This is a genomic window from Streptomyces sp. NPDC050732 (assembly GCF_040654255.1).
Taxonomy (GTDB): Bacteria; Actinomycetota; Actinomycetes; order Streptomycetales; family Streptomycetaceae; genus Streptomyces.
Genome location: NZ_JBFAHP010000002.1, coordinates 118124 through 134403 on the forward strand (window position 1 = coordinate 118124; position 16280 = coordinate 134403).

At 73.2% G+C, this 16280-nt stretch carries 16 protein-coding genes; 1 reads left to right on the top strand and 15 read right to left on the bottom strand.

Going from position 1 to position 16280, the window contains the following annotated elements; translation table 11 throughout:
• Positions 1 to 51 precede the first annotated feature (51 nt).
• From AB0H82_RS02530 to AB0H82_RS02565, 8 genes are all read right to left on the bottom strand, one after another.
• Positions 52 to 720: a response regulator transcription factor gene (locus AB0H82_RS02530; RefSeq protein ID WP_362987955.1), complete on the bottom strand. Its 669-nt coding sequence runs from the start codon at positions 718 to 720 to the stop codon at positions 52 to 54.
• The gene (locus AB0H82_RS02535; RefSeq protein WP_362987957.1) at positions 717 to 2060 is read right to left on the bottom strand and encodes a sensor histidine kinase; all 1344 of its coding nucleotides are present in this window, start codon (positions 2058 to 2060) and stop codon (positions 717 to 719) included. Before AB0H82_RS02535 ends, AB0H82_RS02530 begins: the two co-directional genes overlap by 4 nt.
• A complete protein-coding gene (locus tag AB0H82_RS02540) occupies positions 2053 to 3243 on the bottom strand; it encodes an acyltransferase (protein WP_362987959.1) in 1191 nt (396 codons plus the stop codon). The genes AB0H82_RS02535 and AB0H82_RS02540 overlap by 8 nt, the downstream gene beginning before the upstream one ends.
• Positions 3236 to 4189 carry an alpha/beta hydrolase gene (locus AB0H82_RS02545; RefSeq protein ID WP_362987961.1) on the bottom strand — a complete coding sequence of 318 codons (954 nt, stop codon included), beginning with the start codon at positions 4187 to 4189 and terminating at the stop codon, positions 3236 to 3238. The genes AB0H82_RS02540 and AB0H82_RS02545 overlap by 8 nt, the downstream gene beginning before the upstream one ends.
• A gap of 207 nt (positions 4190 to 4396) precedes the next feature.
• Positions 4397 to 5275 (bottom strand): alpha/beta hydrolase, encoded by an 879-nt coding sequence (locus AB0H82_RS02550; protein WP_362987963.1) that lies wholly within the window; start codon positions 5273 to 5275, stop codon positions 4397 to 4399.
• 90 nt (positions 5276 to 5365) lie between these two features.
• Positions 5366 to 6592, bottom strand: coding sequence for a kynureninase (gene kynU, locus AB0H82_RS02555; protein ID WP_362987965.1), 1227 nt, complete (start codon positions 6590 to 6592; stop codon positions 5366 to 5368).
• Complete coding sequence (locus tag AB0H82_RS02560) at positions 6585 to 7457, bottom strand: tryptophan 2,3-dioxygenase family protein (protein WP_362987967.1); 873 nt, start codon at positions 7455 to 7457, stop codon at positions 6585 to 6587. Before AB0H82_RS02560 ends, kynU begins: the two co-directional genes overlap by 8 nt.
• A gap of 144 nt (positions 7458 to 7601) precedes the next feature.
• Positions 7602 to 8195 (bottom strand): CGNR zinc finger domain-containing protein, encoded by a 594-nt coding sequence (locus tag AB0H82_RS02565; protein WP_362987969.1) that lies wholly within the window; start codon positions 8193 to 8195, stop codon positions 7602 to 7604.
• 56 nt (positions 8196 to 8251) lie between these two features.
• Between AB0H82_RS02565 and AB0H82_RS02570 the strand changes: the two genes are divergently transcribed.
• A complete protein-coding gene (locus tag AB0H82_RS02570; RefSeq protein ID WP_362987971.1) occupies positions 8252 to 9412 on the top strand; it encodes an NADH:flavin oxidoreductase in 1161 nt (386 codons plus the stop codon).
• Between the two features lie 192 nt (positions 9413 to 9604).
• Here AB0H82_RS02570 and AB0H82_RS02575 read toward each other — a convergent pair whose 3' ends face one another.
• From AB0H82_RS02575 to AB0H82_RS02605, 7 genes are all read right to left on the bottom strand, one after another.
• Positions 9605 to 10018 carry a DUF3151 domain-containing protein gene (locus AB0H82_RS02575; protein WP_362987973.1) on the bottom strand — a complete coding sequence of 138 codons (414 nt, stop codon included), beginning with the start codon at positions 10016 to 10018 and terminating at the stop codon, positions 9605 to 9607.
• A gap of 90 nt (positions 10019 to 10108) precedes the next feature.
• Positions 10109 to 11131: a class II fructose-bisphosphate aldolase gene (gene fbaA / locus AB0H82_RS02580; protein ID WP_362987975.1), complete on the bottom strand. Its 1023-nt coding sequence runs from the start codon at positions 11129 to 11131 to the stop codon at positions 10109 to 10111.
• A gap of 115 nt (positions 11132 to 11246) precedes the next feature.
• A complete protein-coding gene (gene pyrE, locus AB0H82_RS02585) occupies positions 11247 to 11795 on the bottom strand; it encodes an orotate phosphoribosyltransferase (RefSeq protein ID WP_362987977.1) in 549 nt (182 codons plus the stop codon).
• Positions 11796 to 11805: 10 nt separating this feature from the next.
• A complete protein-coding gene (locus AB0H82_RS02590; protein WP_362987979.1) occupies positions 11806 to 12600 on the bottom strand; it encodes an aldose 1-epimerase in 795 nt (264 codons plus the stop codon).
• 252 nt (positions 12601 to 12852) lie between these two features.
• On the bottom strand, positions 12853 to 13680 hold the full coding sequence (locus AB0H82_RS02595; protein WP_362987980.1) for an SRPBCC domain-containing protein: 828 nt from the start codon (positions 13678 to 13680) through the stop codon (positions 12853 to 12855).
• Between the two features lie 59 nt (positions 13681 to 13739).
• Entirely contained in the window at positions 13740 to 15308 is a 1569-nt protein-coding gene (locus AB0H82_RS02600; protein WP_362987982.1) for a polyamine aminopropyltransferase, read from the bottom strand.
• A gap of 93 nt (positions 15309 to 15401) precedes the next feature.
• Entirely contained in the window at positions 15402 to 15926 is a 525-nt protein-coding gene (locus AB0H82_RS02605) for a DUF2617 family protein (protein ID WP_362987984.1), read from the bottom strand.
• Between the last annotated feature and the right edge of the window lie 354 nt (positions 15927 to 16280).

Below are 16280 nucleotides of genomic sequence, written 5' to 3' on the forward strand. Positions count from 1 at the left end.
CCGCACCAGGACGGGTTCGGGGAGGTCCGTCGCAAGTACTACTCGGCGGCCTCAGAGGCCGTTCGACGGGCGGACCATCCCCGACTCGTACGCGAACACCGCCGCCTGCGTGCGGTCGCGCAGGCCCAGCTTCACCAGGATGCGGCCGACGTGCGTCTTCACGGTCTGCTCGGCGACCACGAGCCGCGCCGCTATCTCCGCGTTCGACAGGCCCCGCGCGATGAGGGCGAGGACCTCCGTCTCGCGCTCGGTGAGGTCACCGACGCGGGACCTGAGCGGGCCGCGCGGGCCGCCGTCCATGCGGGAGAACTCGGCGATGAGGCGCCGCGTGATCCCCGGCGCGAGCAGGGCGTCGCCCGCGGCCACCACGCGGACCGCCTCGGCGAGCTGGTCCGCCGACGCGTCCTTGAGCAGGAAGCCCGAGGCGCCCGCGCGCAGCGCCTCGTACACGTACTCGTCGAGGTCGAAGGTGGTCAGGACGAGGACCCGTACCTCGGGCCGGGCGGCCGTGATGCGGCGGGTCGCCTCGATGCCGCTCAGCTCGGGCATGCGGATGTCCATGAGGACCACGTCCGGCACGAGCTCGGCGGCCTGGGCGACCGCGTCCGCGCCGTCGACGGCCTGGCCGGTCACCTCGATGTCCGGCTCCGCGTTCAGCAGGACGGAGAAGCCCTGTCTGACCATGATCTGGTCGTCGGCGATCAGGACCTTGATCGTCATGGCGTGGTCTCTCCGTGGGTCGGCCGAACAGAGGGGGTGGGCAGGAAAGCGGAGACCTCGTAGCCGCCGTCCGGAGTGGGGCCCGTGACGAGGTCGCCCCCCAGCATGGCCGCCCGCTCCCGCATGCCGAGCAGCCCGTGCCCCGCGCCGGGCGAGGGCGGTGCCGCGCCGCGCGCCCCGGAGTCGGTGACGCGGACGCTCAGCCCGGCCCGCGTGTACGTGAGACCGATCCGCACCGTCGAGCCCGGCGCGTGCCGGATCGCGTTGCTCAGCGCCTCCTGCACGATGCGGTACGCCGACAGGTCCACGCCGGGCGGCAGCGGCCGCGGCTCGCCCGCGCCCTCGCGGTGGACGGTCAGCCCGGCGGCGCGCGCGTTGTCGACGAGGCCGTCGAGGCGGTCCAGGCCGGGCAGCGGGGACTGCGGCGCGGCCTCGGGGTCCTCGGGGTTCTCCGAGCGCAGGACGCCGAGGACGCGGCGCAGTTCGGTGAGGGCCTCCAGCGCGTTCGCCCGGATGCCCGCGAGGTTTTCCCTGAGCTCGTCGGGCGGGTCCTTCACCAGGTGCGGGGCGACCTGCGCCTGGATGGAGATCACGGACATGTGGTGGGCGACCACGTCGTGCAGCTCGCGGGCGATGCGGCTGCGCTCCTCCAGGAGGGTGCGGCGGGCCCGCTCCTCCGCGGTGAGCGTCTCCTGCTCGACGAGCCGGGTGCGGGCCTCGCGGCGGCCGCGCAGCAGCGTGCCGATGAGGGTGACGGCGCCGAACACGACCGCCGACAGCGGCACCGTGGTGTCGTACCCGTCGGGGTCGCTGATCTGTTGCAGCACTCCGGGCACGCCGACGCTGAGGGCGCACGCCGCCCAGGCGGCCCGGGACGGCAGCCGCAGGGCGAGGAGCAGCAGCACCGTGGCGTGCGCGATGAGCGAGGGCGGGCCCCAGGGCCAGGGCTCGCGCTCCTGGCCGGTCGGCATCGCCGCCGGGGCTGCGGCCCACAGGTTCACCCCGAGCGACAGCCACCACGCGGGGACCGGCCGCACGAGTGCGAGCAGGAGCGCCGCGGCCTGGCCGAGGGACAGGAACGAGCCGACCGGGTAACCGAGCCCGTAGCGCGCCGACAGCTGGTCGAGGTTGCCGAGCGTCGTGCCGATGGCGATCCACACGATCACGACGTGCGGCAGCCAGCGGATCAGGCGCGGTTTCCAGAGCGGCGGCAGGGGCATCGGCGCGGCCGTCCACAGCTCCTTGCGCAGGGCCCGCAGACCGGACGCGACGGCCCCGTCGAACCGCTCGCTGTCGCCGCGCGCGCGGCCGTCACCCTCCACAAGATCAACTTTAGGCACGCCGCACCACCTTCGCTCCCCCGTTCTCCCTTTCGCGGCTCGCCGGGCTCTTCCGGCCCCCCTGCTCGTACGTCCGGAACGCAGCCCAGCACACCACGAGGCCCACCGCGAACACCGGCAGCCAGGCGAGCCGGGCGACCACCCAGCCCATCCCGTCCGGCACCGTGTGCAGGCCGGGCAGCGGGCCCCGGGCGAAGAGGCTCCCGGGGAGCAGACCGAGCGCGGTGACCGCCATCAGGGCCGTCTGGTGCCAGAGGAACACCGTCATCGCGGAGAGGTTCACGAGGGCCACCGCCGCCCAGGCCGCGGGCCTGCGCAGCCACCGCGTCAGGGGCTCCCGCAGCAGCAGGGCCAGGCCGCACTGGGCGAGGCCGAAGGTGACGGCCGCCAGCGTGGGCGGGTTCAGGTTCGACACCGGCTCGCCAGGGACGCCGACCATCGAGGCGGGGTAGCCGCCCCACAGGATCAGTCCCGCGGTGGCCGCCGCGCCGCCCACCAGCAGCACCCGGCCCGAGTGCCGCGTCAGCTCGCCGCGCGCCCAGGCCGCGCCCAGCGTGTAGGGCACGAGCCAGCCCGCCGCCAGGTTGACCCAGCCGAGCCAGGCGGGGCCGCCGAGACCGAACCGCACGAGGTCCACGTGGAGAACGACGGCCAGCGGCCACAGCGGGTTGAGCCGCCGCACCAGCGGGGTCGCCGCGGTGAGACCGGCGAAGGCAAGGAGGAACCACAGGGGGGACAGCGCCAGTTTCACCAGCGTGTGCACCGTGTCAGGGGCCGCGCCCGACAGGACGAGGCCCGCGCCGACGGCGGTCCACAGCGCGAGCACCGCGGCGACGGGCCGGAAGAGGCGGCCGACGCGGGCCGCGAGCCACGGAAGGTACCCGGTGCCGCGCTCCCGCGCCGACGCGTAGCTCTTCGTCGCCACGTGCCCGCCCACCAGGAAGAACACGGCGAGCGTCTGGAAGACCCAGGAGACCGGTGCGAGCCACGGCAGGTGCTGCAGCGGGCTGGCGGCACGGAGTGTGCCGCCGTCCGACACCAGGGCGGTGACCAGCCAGTGGCCGCCCACCACCCCGAGGATGGCGAAGGCCCGCAGGGCGTCGACGGCACGGTCGCGGCCGGGCGGTGTGGCGGCGTCGAGGCGCCTGGCGAGAACCGATGGCTGACGCTGACGCTCACGCATGAGTGACCTCCGTGTCGTCCCCGCGCACGATCCGTGCGAGGTTGCCGAGCGGGACCGAGCCCGGCTTCAGGTAGTCGCTGTGGCCGCCGTCGCCCGCCGCGAAGACGCGGGCGCCGAAGCCGGCGGAGACCGGGTCGGTGCCGAAGCCGACGGTCGTGCCGAAGACGTCGGCGCTGGTGTGCGGCACGTCGGCGATCCAGTCACCGGCGCCCCGGCCCGCCCAGATCCGGGCCCGCGTGGTCAGCTCCGCCGCGTCGTCGACGCCGGTGCCCGGACTGCCGTAGAACGCGATGTCGGCGACGTCCAGGCCGCGCGGGCCCGAGGCGGCGCTGCCGCACACCACCGAGCCGTACGAGTGGCAGAGCAGGGACACGCGCGCGTGGGCGTTGATGCCGTGCAGGTCGCCGACGAAGGAGCGCAGCGCGGGCGCCGCGTCGTCCGCGCGGCCTGTGGTCAGGACGGCGGGGCTGACCGTGCCCGGCGTCTCGTAGCCGAGCCACGCCACGACGGCCGTGCGCGGGCCGAGCTCCGCGTGCAGGGCGAGGGCGCCGGACCGCAGCCTGCCGTACGAGTCGAGGGAGGTGTCGGAGCCCGGCACCAGGACGGCGACGCGGTCCGCGCCCGCCAGGTCGCCGAAGACTTCGGCGGTGCGGCCGGTGCCGCGCGCGTCGAAGGCGAGGAACCGCCGGCCGGGCGAGGCCATGGAGCGCAGTGCCGCGGCCCGTTCCGTCGCGCCGTACCCCTCGGCACGGGAGGCCGCCTCGGTGGCATTCGCCCGGTTCGCCGCGTACGCGTCGGGGAGGGTCGCCGCCGTGACGCGGCCCAGCGCGGCGGGCGCCGGGGCCGGGATCTCCGGGCGCGCGGCGCCCGACAGGGGGACCACCACGGCGGCGGCGACACCGACGGCCAACAGGGTGCGGCGCAGCCGCCAGGACCGGATCCTCATCGCGCGTCCATGCCTTCCGCTTCCGTGCGGGCCGGTGCTCCGACTCGCTCTCACGGAAAGGAAGTTATGGATCGGGCGCTGTCGCCCACATCACGCTGGGGTATACAGCCGCGGGGTAGCTCTCAGGTATTACGGGTATCCCTGGGGAGGGTCTGAGGGGTGGGTCCCAGCGCCGGGCGAAAGCACGTCAGAACGCCCGAAGGCGGGTCAGAACGCCAGCTGGGCGATCTCCTCCGCGACCACCGCGCACGCGTCCGCCGCCGGGTCGATCAGCGGGAAGTGGCCCACGTCCTCCAGCAGGGTGAGCCCCACGACCTCGCCCGCCTTCGCGGCCGCGTCGGCGTACGCCTCGGCCACCGCCTGCGGCACGACGATGTCGGTGCGGCCCTGCACCACGGTCGTGGCGATGCCCGTCGGGAGCAGCGCGGCCGGGTCGGCGTACGGCAGCCGCTCCTCGAACTTCCCGCCGCCGCCCAGGAGTTGAGCCGACGCGCCGTCGCAGACCGCGAGCTCCTCGGCGGCGCGGAAGTCCGCGATCGGCGCGAGCGCGACGACGCCGCGCAGCGGCGCCGGGCGGTCGGTGCGCCAGGGCGCGTCGGCGGGCAGGACGTGCCGGGCGGCGGCCCACAGCGCGAGGTGGCCGCCCGCCGAGTGCCCGGTCACGACGGTGCGGCGCGGGTCGGCCGACGGCAGCGCCTCCCGTACGAGCGAGGGCAGCGCGTCGAGGACGGCGGCCACGTCGTCGAAGGTCTCCGGCCAGCGTCCGGCCACCGGGCGCGTGCCGCCCTGGGCGGGGATCGGACTGCCCCTGCGGTACTCGACGTTGGCCACCGCGAAGCCCCGGCGGGCCAGGAAGTCGGCGAACGGCGTGACGTGCAGCCGGTCGTAGGGCGCGCGCCACGCGCCGCCGTGCAGCAGGACGACGAGGGGCGCGGGACGGCCCACATCGCCCCTGGGCGCGTAGAAGTCGACGACCTGGTCGGGGTGGGCGCCGTACGCGACGGTGGCGTCCGGCTCCACGGCGGGATGCGAGAAGGCGGCTTCGGCCTCGGCGGCATCGCGGGCCACGGCGGCGTCGTCCGGCATGCGGCAACCTCTCAACAGCGGTACGGCTGGCGGGCTCGCCCCCGCCCCTCCGGGACACGGAGCGGCGGGAGCAAGATCCGCCGGACGTTATCAGCCCAGTGTCTCCGCGAGGACACGAGCCGCCCGCTCGGCGTCCGCGAAGGACACGTACAACGGTGTGAATCCGAACCGCAGCACGTCAGGGGCGCGGAAGTCCCCGACTACGCCCCGCTCGACGAGCCGCCGCATCACGTCACCCGCGCCCTCGCAGCGCAGCGCGACCTGGCTGCCGCGCTCGCCGTGCGCGGCCGGGGTGAGGGACTCGACCTCGCCCTGCGGCACGTACGCCCCGACGCACCGCAGGAAGAAGTCCGTCAGGGCGAGGGACTTGGCGCGCACGTCGTCGACGGACACGCCGTCCCAGACGTCGAGCGCCGCCTCCAGGGCGAGCATCGACAGGATGTCGGGCGTGCCGACGCGGCCGCGCAGCGCCCCGTCCGCCGCCTCGAACGCGGGCCGCATCCCGAAGGGCTCGGCGTGCGAGTTCCAGCCGGGCAGCGGGGAGTCGAAGCGGGGCTGCAGGGCTTCGCGTACGTAGAGGTAGGCGGGCGAACCCGGGCCGCCGTTCAGGTACTTGTAGGTGCAGCCCACCGCGAGGTCCACGCCGTGCGCGTCCAGGCCGACGGGCAGCGCGCCCGCCGTGTGGCACAGGTCCCAGACGACGAGGGCGCCCGCCGCGTGGACCGCCGCCGTCAGCCCCGGCAGGTCGTGCAGGCGTCCGGTGCGGTAGTCGGCGTGGTTGAGCAGGACGGCGGCGGTGCGCTCGCCGAGCACGCCGGGGACGTCGCCGGGCGCCACGGGTATGAGCCGGCAGCCGGTGAGGCGGGCCGCCGACTCGGCGATGTACCCGTCGGTGGGGAAGGTGGTGGCGTCGACGACGATCTCGTCCCGCCCCTCACGCCCCTCACGCCCCTCACGACCTTCTCTCGCCATACGGACGGCCGCGACCAGCGCCTTGAAGACGTTGACGCTGGTCGAGTCGCCGACGACGATCTGGCCCGGAGCGGCGCCGACCAGTGGGGCGATGCGGTCGCCGATGCGCTCGGGGGCCGTCCACCAGCCGCTCTCCTCCCAGGAGCGGATGCGGAGCTTGCCCCACTCGTGGGTCATGACCTCGGCGAGCCGGGCCGGCACGTGCGCGGGCAGGGCGCCCAGCGAGTTGCCGTCCAGGTACACCGTGTCGTCGAGGGCGAACTCCTTGCGCTTGGCGGCGAGTTCGTCGCGGGAGTCCAGCGCTTCCGCCTCGGCCCGCAGGTCATCGCTCCGCAGGTCAGACATGGCTCCTCGCAGTCCACAGCTCGGGGAACACGTTCTTCGTCGCGCGCTTCTCCAGCCAGGCCACGCCCGCCGAGCCGCCCGTGCCCGTCTTGGCGCCCATGGCGCGGCGGGTGGCGACCAGGTGGTCGTTGCGCCAGCGCCAGACCAGCTCGGCGACGTCGGTGAGCGTCTCGCCGAGGCGGGCCAGGTCGGCGTGCTCGTCGCCGGAGTAGAGCTCGGTCCAGACGGCCTCGACCTCGGGCGACGGCTCGTACCTCTTGGAGAGGTCGCGCTCCAGGACGGCCGCCGGGACCGCGTACCCGCGGCGGGCGAGGAGGCCGAGCACCTCGTCGTAGAGGCTCGGCTCGTGCAGCGCCTTCTCCAGCTCGGCGTGGACGCGGGGCGCGCCCCGGTGCGGGACGAGCATGGACGCGGACTTGTCGCCGAGCAGGAACTCCATACGGCGGTACATCGCGGACTGGAAGCCCGAGCCCTCGCCGAGCGCGCCGCGGTAGGAGTTGAACTGGGCGGGCGTGAGCTGGGCGAGGGGCCGCCAGGAGGCGTTCAGGGCCTCCAGCTCGCGCAGGCTGCGCTTGAGCGCGTTCTGCGCGGTGGGGATGTCGTCGCGCCGCAGGGCGTGCGCCGCGGTCTCCCACTCGTGGACGATCACCGTGAACCACAGCTCCATGACCTGGGTGGTGACCAGGAAGACCATCTCGCCGGGGTCGTCCGAGCGCAGGTGCTGCAGATGGGTGAGGACGTCCGCCTGGACGTAGTCCTCGTAGGGGGTGGTGCCTGCGAAGTCGAGGTTCGGGCTCTCCGCCTCGTGGACCTCGGTGGACGCCGTGCGCTCCTCGGGGGATGCCTCATGCGTCTCTGGGGACATCGCTGTCTCCTCGATACGTACTCCGGGTAGCGGTCCGCCCCTGCCGTTACCGGCACGGGGGCCCCGGTCCCCACCGGCATCTTCCGCAACTTTCCCGCAATCGGCAAGGCACACTCCAGGGAGGACAGCCCCTACAGCCCTACGCTACTTTCCGGCTGTGGCCCGGCGGCGCTCCCGGCAGGCCCGCAGATGGGCGGCGTTCCCGCAGCCGCGCACCGAGTGCCAGACGCCGCTGTTGTTGCGGGAGCGGTCGTAGAACGCGGCGGCACAGAGTTCGTTGCGGCAGATCTTCAGCCGCCGCCAGAGCCCCGACGCCTGGGCGAGCAGCGCCTCGGCGAGCACGGCGGAGGCCAGCCAGCGGGCACCCGCGCCCTCCGGCTCCACCGTCAGCGCGCCGTCACCCGAGAGCGCGACCACCACCGGCGCGGAGGTGAAGCGCACCGCACCCCCGTCCCGGTCGGCACAGGCCAGTGCGCGCCGCAGCTGGTCCCGCAGACAGCGCAGCTTCACCAGGTCCTCGGCCGTCAGGACCAGGCGCACGTCACCCCGGCCTGTCTCCCCCGCCCAGGCGCGCACGGCCCGGTCGGCCCACTCCTGGGCACGGTCGAGCTCACCGTCGGCCAGCAGGTCGACGGAGTCGGCGTGGCCGGCGGACGCGGTGTTCAGAAGCTCCTGAACGAGGGCGAGGCCGCCGGGCGCGGGGGTCAGGCTGAGGCGCTCGGTCGCGGGCCAGTTCATGACGTTCACGGTACTCGCCTTGCTTCGGACATGTGCAAAGTGCGTACAGTGCTGTCATGGAAAGCACGAAGAGCACGGAGCCCACGGCCCCCACGGCCCCCACGGACACGACCGCCGCACGAGCCGCCCGGCTCCTCGGCCGCCCCTTCGACATCAACGGCCTCAGCCTGCGCAACCGCATCGCCATGGCTCCCATGACCCGCGAGTTCTCGCCGGACGGCGTGCCGGGCGCGGACGTGGCGGAGTACTACGCGCGCCGCGCCGCGGGCGGCGTCGGCCTGATCGTCACCGAGGGCACGTACGTCGACCACCCGTCGGCCGGCAGCAGCCACCGCGTCCCGCGCTTCCACGGAGAGGCCGCCCTGGCGGGCTGGCAGCGCGTCGCCGAGGCCGTGCACGCGGCGGGCGGCAAGATCGTCCCGCAGCTGTGGCACGTCGGCGCCACCCGCGACGAGGGCCAGGGCCCGATCCCCTCCGCACCTCCGGCGGGCCCCTCCGGCCTCGCCCTCGACGGCACCGCCAAGGGCCACGCGATGACCGGCGCCGACATCGACGCGGTCATCGGAGCCTTCGCCGACAGCGCGGCCGCCGCCGAGCGGATCGGCTTCGACGGCGTCGAACTGCACGGCGCCCACGGCTACTTGATCGACCAGTTCCTCTGGGGCACCACCAACCGCCGCACCGACGGCTACGGCGGCGACCTCGCGTCCCGCACCCGCTTCGCGCGCGAGATCGTCGAGGCGGTGCGCGCGGCGGTCTCGCCGACGTTCCCCGTGATCTTCCGCTTCTCGCAGTGGAAGGCGGACGCCTACGACGCGAAGCTCGCCGCGGACCCGGCCGAACTGGACGCCCTGCTCGCCCCCTTGGCCGCCGCGGGCGTCGACGCCTTCCACGCCTCCACGCGCCGCTACTGGCTCCCCGAGTTCGACGGCGACGACCTGAACCTCGCGGGCTGGGTCAAGAAGCTCACCGGCAAGGCCGCGCTGTCGGTCGGCTCGGTCGGCCTCGACAAGGAGTTCCTCGGCGCCGGCTGGACGAAGGAGACCGCGACCACCGGCATCGACCTGCTCCTCGACCGCATGGAGCGGGACGAGTTCGACGTGATCGCGGTGGGCCGCGCGCTGATCGCTGACGCTCAGTGGGCGGACAAGGCGATGACTGGCCGCCTCGGCGAGGCAGCGCCCTTCGACGCGGGGCTGCTGCGCAAGCTGGCCTGAGTTCGTCCGCGGGTCCGCTGTGGCTGGTCGCGCAGTTCCCCGCGCCCCTGAGAACACCCCCGGCAGTATCAGCCCGTCCGGCGTTTGAGGACGAGGCCGTTCAGGCCGAAAAAGGGGGTCCGGGGGCAACGCCCTCGAAGCTGGGGGTCCGGGGGCAGCGCCCCCGTGACAGCACCCCGGACCCCGCCCACGTCAGCCGAGCGTCTTCGCCGCGGTCTCCGAAGAGTCCCGCAAGAAGCCCGCGCAGCGCTCGTACTCCTCCTGCTCGCCGATCGCCTGGGCGGCCCGTGCGAGGGCGTGCAGGGCGCGGAGGAAGCCGCGGTTGGGCTCGTGCTCCCACGGGACCGGGCCGTGGCCCTTCCAGCCGCTGCGGCGCAGGGAGTCCAGGCCGCGGTGGTAGCCCGTACGGGCGTACGCGTACGACTCGACGACGCTGCCGCGCTCGTACGCCTCGTCGGCGAGCTGGGCCCACGCCAGCGAGGACGTGGGGTACTTCGCGGCGACGTCGGCGGGTGCCGCGCCGTTCGCGAGGAGCTCGCGCGGCTCCGGGTCGTCGGGCAGGTGGGTCGGGGGCGGTCCCCCGAGCAGATCCTTGTGAATGGCCATGGGACCAAGTCTGCGGCATGCCGGTACGGCGAAGGCCCCGGGTCACCGACCCGGGGCCTTCACACGCGGAACGAGAGGTACTACGAGGTACTACTTCAGCTTCGTGCCCGTGGAGCGCAGGTTCGCACACGCCTCGGTGACGCGCTGCGCCATGCCGGCCTCGGCGAGCTTGCCCCAGGTGCGCGGGTCGTACGTCTTCTTCGAGCCGACCTCGCCGTCGACCTTCAGGACGCCGTCGTAGTTGCGGAACATGTGGTCCGCGACGGGGCGCGTGAAGGCGTACTGCGTGTCGGTGTCGAGGTTCATCTTCACGACGCCGTTCTCCAGGGCGGTCGCGATCTCCTCGGCGGTCGAGCCGGAGCCGCCGTGGAAGACGAAGTCGAACGGGGACTGCTTGCCGTACTTGGCGCCGACGCCCTCCTGGAGGTCCTTCAGGAGCTCGGGGCGCAGGACGACGTTGCCCGGCTTGTAGACGCCGTGCACGTTGCCGAACGAGGCGGCGAGGAGGTAGCGGCCCTTCTCGCCCAGGCCCAGGGCCTCGGCGGTGCGGAGCGCGTCGTCGACGGTCGTGTACAGCTCGTCGTTGATCTCGTGGCTGACGCCGTCCTCCTCACCACCGGTGGGGGTGATCTCCACCTCAAGGATGATCTTCGCGGCGGCGGCCTTCGCGAGCAGCTCCTGGCCGATGGCCAGGTTGTCGGCGAGGGTCTCGGCGGAGCCGTCCCACATGTGGGACTGGAACAGCGGGTTCTGACCGGCCTTGACGCGCTCGGCGGAGACGTCGAGGAGCGGGCGGACGTACCCGTCCAGCTTGTCCTTGGGGCAGTGGTCGGTGTGCAGCGCGACCGTGATGTCGTACTTCTTGGCGACGATGTGCGCGAACTCGGCGAGCGCGACCGCGCCGGTCACCATGTCCTTGCTGTGCTGACCGCCCAGGAACTCCGCACCACCGGTGGAGATCTGGATGATGCCGTCGCTCTCGGCCTCGGCGAAGCCGCGCAGCGCCGCGTGCAGCGTCTGCGAGGACGTCACGTTGATCGCCGGGTAGGCGAACTTGCCTGCCTTCGCCCGGTCGAGCATCTCGGCGTAGACCTCGGGAGTTGCGATGGGCATGTGTCCGCTCCTTGTGATGTGCGGGTGGGTGCTGTGCTGCTTGGACCCTGACCTGGGGGCGACGACATTGTCGCCCCCATCTTTCCAGACGCGACGGTCCCTAAGGACCCGGCCGTCAGTCCAGGCCGAGGTCGTCCTTCGAGTACGCGAAGAGGTACGGCACACCCGCACCCTCGGTGATCTTCTCGCCGGCGCCGGTGGCGCGGTCCACGATCGTGGCGACGCCGACGACCTCGGCGCCCGCCTCGCGGACGGCCTCGACGGCGGTCAGCGGCGAGCCGCCGGTCGTGGAGGTGTCCTCGACGACCAGGACGCGGCGGCCCTTGATGTCGGGGCCCTCGACGCGGCGCTGCATGCCGTGCGCCTTGGCGGCCTTGCGGACCACGAAGGCGTCGAGGCGCTTGCCGCGGGCGGCGGACGCGTGCAGCATCGCGCCGGCCACCGGGTCGGCGCCCATGGTCAGACCGCCCACGGCGTCGAAGTCCAGGTCGGCGGTGAGGTCGAGCAGGACCTGGCCGACCAGCGGGGCGGCCTCGCCGTCGAGCGTGATCCGGCGGAGGTCGATGTAGTAGTCGGCCTCCATGCCGGAGGAGAGCGTCACCTTGCCGTGCACGACGGCCTTGTCCTTGATCTGCTGCAGCAGCTCGCCGCGTACGTCACTCATGCGTAAGAGCTTAAAGCCGACGCCAGGTCCAGGTCGTCGCCGTCTCCAGGGGTTCGATGGGGGTGACCAGGCGCGGGTCGGTGTTGAGCCCGTTCGGCGGCCCGGTCTGCGGTTCGACGCAGACGGCGGCCTCCTGCTCGTCGTAGACGACGACCCACTGCTCGCGGCTCTTGATGTTCACTTCGAGCCGCTCCGGCCAGGTCAGCGTCACGTCGACGCCGTCCGGCATGCCGAAGCAGTCGTCCCAGGGGCCGGGCTTCGGGTCGACGCGGTGGCCGGTGGGCAGGTGGTCGTCGCCGCGCTCCTCCTGCCAGGCGGGGTCGAAGTCGATGCGGACGGGCTCGCCGCCGCCGTCGAGGACCCGGTTGAACCACGGGTGCCAGCCGGCCTGCGCGGGGAACGAGTCGCCGTACGTCTCGATGCCCAGGCGCAGCGTCAACGCGTCCTCGCCGAGTTCCACGATCTGGGTGACGCGGCCCGGGTGGGGCCAGGGTTCGGTCAGGTCGTACGTGAAGACGGCCTCGGTCTTCGACGACCGCGCCGTACGCCATTCGGCGTCCCGGGCGAAGCCGTGGATGGCGTGCGGCGGGGAGTTCAGCGGCATCTGGTGGACCACCGCGCCGTCGCGGAACCGTCCGTCCCTGATCCGGCCGCACCACGGCACCATCGGGAAGCACCCGTACTTCTTCCCCTGGCGCAGCAGCTCGACGCCGCCGACGCGCAGACTTCCGATGCGGCAGCCGTTGCCCGGCTGCACCGTCACTTCCGCGTCGCCCGCGGTGAGGGTCACGTCTTCGGTACTCACAGGGCCGACCCTACGGCGTGCGCGGTCAGAGCCTGTGTCATATCCCTGGCCGGATCAGTGGGCGTCGTCTGGTGCGTGCGATCGCAAGGCGCCGAAGCGTCCTCGATGGGGGTCCCCCCGGGCCGTTCAGGCCTGGGGGAGGAGCTACTAGGCGCTTCGGCAACGCGGCATGGGGGTCCCCCCTGGCCCTTCAGGCCTTGGGGGAGTGCGTGCCAGGCGGCGCCCACCCGGCCGGGGATATGACACAGGCTCTCAGCGGCGGCGGCGCAGGGCCCGGCCGACGACGATGGCCGACGCCAGGGCGAGCGCGGCGGCGGGCGCGGCCCAGCGGAGCGTGGCGTTGGCGGTGAGGGACTCGGCGGCGGGCGCGGGCGCGTACCGGCCGCGGGGCGGGGCGTGGTCGACCTCCTCGGCGCTGCGGCCGATCATGGTGCGGCGCGCGTGCGCGGCCTCGGCGGGCGGCACGTCGATGTCCCCGATGTCGTCCATGTTGTCGAGGTCTTCGAGGTCTTCGAGGTCCTCGATGCCGTCCACCTCGTCGAGGACGTTGGTGTCGTCGAGGTTGATGCCGTCGTCGTCATCGTCATCGTCGTCCACCACATCGTCGACGTCGTCGATGTCGTCGAGGTCGTCGCTCGGCACCGTGTCGGGGGGCGCCGCCGCGCCGAGACCCTCCGCGAACCGGTCCAGGAGCCGTCGCACAGCGGATTCCACAGCCTGTGGAGAACCCTCCGCGATCCGGCCGTCGGCGGCCGCGCTGCCGCCGAACACGAGGGTCGCCCCCTCGACGGCCGACACGACCCGCACGGTCAGCGTAAGCTTCACGGAACCGGAGCCGCGGACCTCCGCGCCCTCCCCCTCGACGGTGTACGTCCCGTCGGCGCGGGCAGCCGTCCGCGCCGAGCCGCGGTAGGTGATGGTGTGTCCCCCGACGCGCACCTTGAGGCGGCCGGAGAGCGGCCCCGCCGTCTCCTCCGCGTCGCGCTGAAGCCCGGGAACCGCCCCGGCGACCCGCTCGGGGTCGGCCAGGACCTGCCGGAGCCGCTCTGCCGATACCGGAACGAACACCTCATGCTCCATGGCAGGGGAGCCTACCCACGCGGCCACCACTTGTACGACAGTTCGTCGCACCGTGTACGTCAGTTCGCGTAACGCGGATGCACCAGCGTGGAGGGCGGCAGTCCGCGGTGCCGGGTCGGCTCGGCCGCCCGCGCCCCGGCCCGCACCACCTCCGACCGTGCCGCGCGGAGCAGCACGGGCCGGGTCCGCGAGGCGAGCACGAAGCCCCAGTCGCGGGGCGCCCCGGCCCCCTGCGCCGTGCGGTCGGGCCCGGCGGCGAACCCCGAGAGCCGCCCGCCGACCCGGTACGCCACGGTCCGCAGGCCGGCCGCGCGTAGTGAGGCCTCCACCGTCCAGAAGACGCGCGGCCTGGCCGTCAGCGGGCCCGCGTGCACGGCGATCCTGCCGCCGTCGGCGAGGGCCCGGGTGGCGAGGCCGTAGAACTCCTGGCTGTACAGCTTCGTGCTGGCCGTGATGCCCGGGTCCGGCAGGTCGGAGATGGCCACGTCGTACCTCGCGCGGGTCTGGCGCAGCCAGCGGAACGCGTCGGTGTGCACCACCCGCACCCGGGGGTCGCGGTACGCCCGGCCGTTGAGCTCGCTCAGGGCGGGGTCGTGCCGCGCGAGGTCGACGACGCCCGCGTCCAGCTCGACGATGTCGACGCGGCGCACGTCCGGGTGGCGCAGGATCTCGCGCGCGGCGAGGCCGTCGCCGCCGCCGAGGACGAGGACGCGCGCGTGCGGCCCGCGCATCGCGGGTGCGACGAGGCCCCGGTGGTAGCGCTTCTCGTCGCGTCCGCTGATGCGGAGGCGGCCGTCGAGGAAGAGGTCGAGGGAGCTCCGCCGGCCGCCGGTGAGGACGACCTCCTGCACGTCGGTCTGCACGGCGACGCGGATGTCCCCGCCGTACACCGCGCGCCGGGCGGCCCGTTCGAAGTCGTCGACGAGCACGGCGGCGGTGGCGAGCAGGGAGAGCACCACCACGTTGGCGGTGAGGAGCACCCAGCGGCCGCGCGCGCTGAGGTCCTGCCGGAACAGGCCGAGGACGAGCGCGCCGCCCGCGACGGCGTTGACCGCGCCGGTGAACAGGGCGCCCGTCAGCTGCCCGAACATCGGCAGGAGCAGAAAGGGGAAGGCGAGCCCGCCGACCAGTGCGCCCACGTAGTCGGCGGCGAACAGGTCGGCGACGGCGCCGCCCGCGTCCTGGCGCCGGATGCGCTGGATGAGCACCATCAGGAGCGGCACCTCGGCGCCGATGAGGATGCCGATGGCGAGGGAGAACGCGACCAGCAAAGCGCGCGAGCCGCTCGCCCACACCTCGCCCTTGTCGCCGGACCACGCGAACGCCGCGTACAACGCCATGGCGCTGCACCCGCCGACCAGTGCGAGTGCCGCCTCGACAAGGCCGAACCAGGCGGCGGCGCGGCGCCGCAGCCGCTTGGCGAGCAGCGACCCGATGCCCATGGCGAAGACCATCACGGAGAGCACGACGGAGGCCTGGGTGACGGAGTCACCGATCAAGTACGCGGCGAGCGCGACGAGTTCCAGTTCGTACACGAGGCCGCAGGCGGCGCAGACGAAGACGCCCACGAGGACGAGGAACCGTCCTGTACGGGGCGAGACCGGCAACCGCACCGACGACTGGAGCACGCCTGGAACGCTACGTCACCACCGGCCCACGCCGAGTCCCCCACATGGGTGCAAATCCCCCTGCCGGCCCGGCCGGATCCGTTGTCCGCCCGGTCAGAGCGACGCGGGCAGCGGCATGCGCGCGCCCACCCTCGTCCGGGTCGCCACGAGCTGGCCCTCCTGGGGATACGCGTGCCACGTACGCCACATCAGTGCGCCTTCGTGCCGCTGTGCGAGCAGCGCGGTGAATGCGTGCGGACTGCCGGGGAACACCCCTGCCAATCCGTGCGGGTGTTCGGCCACAAGTGCGAGCAACTCCTGTGCGCGGCCCGCGAACTGACCGCGCGACAGCGTTTCCACGCGGGCCGCGAATTCGTACTCCCATTCACCCACGCGTTTCGATACGCCGAGCGGAAGGGGCGTACTGCTGCCGGGGATGCAGGCCACGGTCTCCGAACATCCGCCCTGTTCGTCCTCCAGGAGTACCTGGTGCGAGGCCCCGAGCAGTCTCAACTGCATTTTCGCGTCGCCCAGTTGCAATTCGAGGGTGGCAAGCGCGGGCAACGGCTCGCGCCCCAGGGCCCAGGCCAGGTCCTCGGCGCGCGTGTCGGTATAGACGGTCTTCAGGGTCGTGAGCATGGGTCGGCTCCGCTAACACTCAATGGAGGTGGGGCCGGCGCACCCGGATCGGACTCCGGGAGGTCGGAATGCCGGCTCGTGCCCACAAGAACGTCTTTCGGGTATCCAGTTCGCGGTCTGCGAAACCTGGTCCAGACGTCCGAGGGCGGTGCTGACGTTTCAGAGGGAATCATGGTCGGCGACGCTGCCACTGCGTTTTTACCCAAGTACGTGTCGTTTCCATCCCCATGAGGGCTACGCAGTTCAACTGTTCAGTACAGCCATCACACAACACGGCCCTGACGTGGCAACACCGAAGCGCCCGGCGGGAATTGCCGGCCCCGCCGGGCGCTTCGTGGGATGCGGTGGACCAGC